1 protein-coding gene and 1 pseudogene are annotated in these 1337 nt (G+C 64.8%); both read left to right on the top strand.

What is annotated here, in order from left to right; genetic code table 11:
• A pseudogene (locus tag Q8Q88_RS14395) lies at positions 1-352 on the top strand (DNA recombination/repair protein RecA); the annotation flags it as partial.
• 229 nt (positions 353-581) lie between these two features.
• Positions 582-1337: alanine--tRNA ligase-related protein (locus Q8Q88_RS14390; protein ID WP_305675876.1), on the top strand; the 756-nt coding region annotated here is incomplete at its 3' end.

Genomic DNA, 1337 nt, shown 5'->3' with positions numbered 1-1337 from the left:
GGTGCGCGACGAGATCGTCGGCAACAATGTCCGCGTCAAGGTGGTGAAGAACAAGGTGGCCCCGCCGTTCCGCGAGGTCGAGTTCGACATCATGTACGGCGAGGGCATCTCCAAGCTGGGCGAGATCATCGACCTTGGGGTCAAGGCCAACGTCATCGAGAAGTCCGGCTCCTGGTTCTCCTGGAACAGCCAGCGCATCGGCCAGGGTCGCGATAACGCGCGCGAGTTCCTCAAGAACAATCCCGACATCGCCGCCCAGATCGAGAAGCAGGTCCGCGGCGCCAAGGAAGTCATCGAGGAAGAGCTGCTGGTCGGCCCGACCGTCGACGAGGACGGCGCCGACGACGAATAGGGATCGGACGGCCGCCTGGGCTCCGTGAGCCCGGGTCCGCCAACCCGACGCCCGAGCTCATCGAGAGCCCGGCCCCGCGCGGCCGTTCATGGAAGGACGTTCAGGCGAGTCTCGCCTGGGCGTCCTTTTCCTTTGCGGCGCAGCCAAGTTTGCGTAAACGGTCGCCGGTTCCATCTAGGGGCGGGGAACGACCCCCGTCCCCCTACGACTTGATCAAGTGTCTAAAGCCATGCCGAGCCTCAACGAAATCCGTAGCCAGTTCCTGGGCTATTTCGAGAAGAATGATCACCTGATCATTCCGTCGGCTCCGCTCGTGCCGCAGAACGACCCGACCCTGCTGTTCGTCAACGCCGGCATGGTGCCGTTCAAGAACTACTTCACGGGCGCGGAGACCCCGCCGGCCCCGCGCGCGGCCTCGTCGCAGAAGTCGGTGCGCGCCGGGGGCAAGCACAACGACCTGGACAATGTCGGCTACACCGCCCGCCACCACACCTTCTTCGAGATGCTGGGCAACTTCTCGTTCGGTGACTACTTCAAGGCCGGCGCCATCGAGCACGCCTGGACCCTGCTGACCAAGGAGATGGGCATCCCGGCGGAGAAACTCTGCGTCACCGTCTACCATACGGACGATGAGGCGGCCGAACTCTGGAAGAAGATCGCGGGCCTGTCCGACGAGAAGATCATCCGCATCGCCACCAACGACAATTTCTGGTCGATGGGCGACACCGGGCCCTGCGGCCCGTGCTCGGAGATCTTCTACGACCACGGCGCCCACATCCCCGGCGGCCCTCCGGGCAGCCCGGACGAGGACGGCGACCGGTTCGTGGAGATCTGGAACCTGGTGTTCATGCAGTTCGAGCAGTTCGCCGACGGGACCCGCCGCGACCTGCCCAAGCCGCAGATCGACACCGGCATGGGCCTGGAGCGCATCGCCGCGGTGATGCAGGGCGTGCACGACAACTACGACATCGACCTGTTCCGCACC

It is taken from the genome of Phenylobacterium sp., assembly GCF_030697925.1.
Lineage (GTDB): Bacteria > Pseudomonadota > Alphaproteobacteria > Caulobacterales > Caulobacteraceae > Phenylobacterium.
The sequence above is the reverse complement of the archived record's forward strand: the minus strand, read 5'-3'. Positions and strand labels throughout refer to the sequence as shown.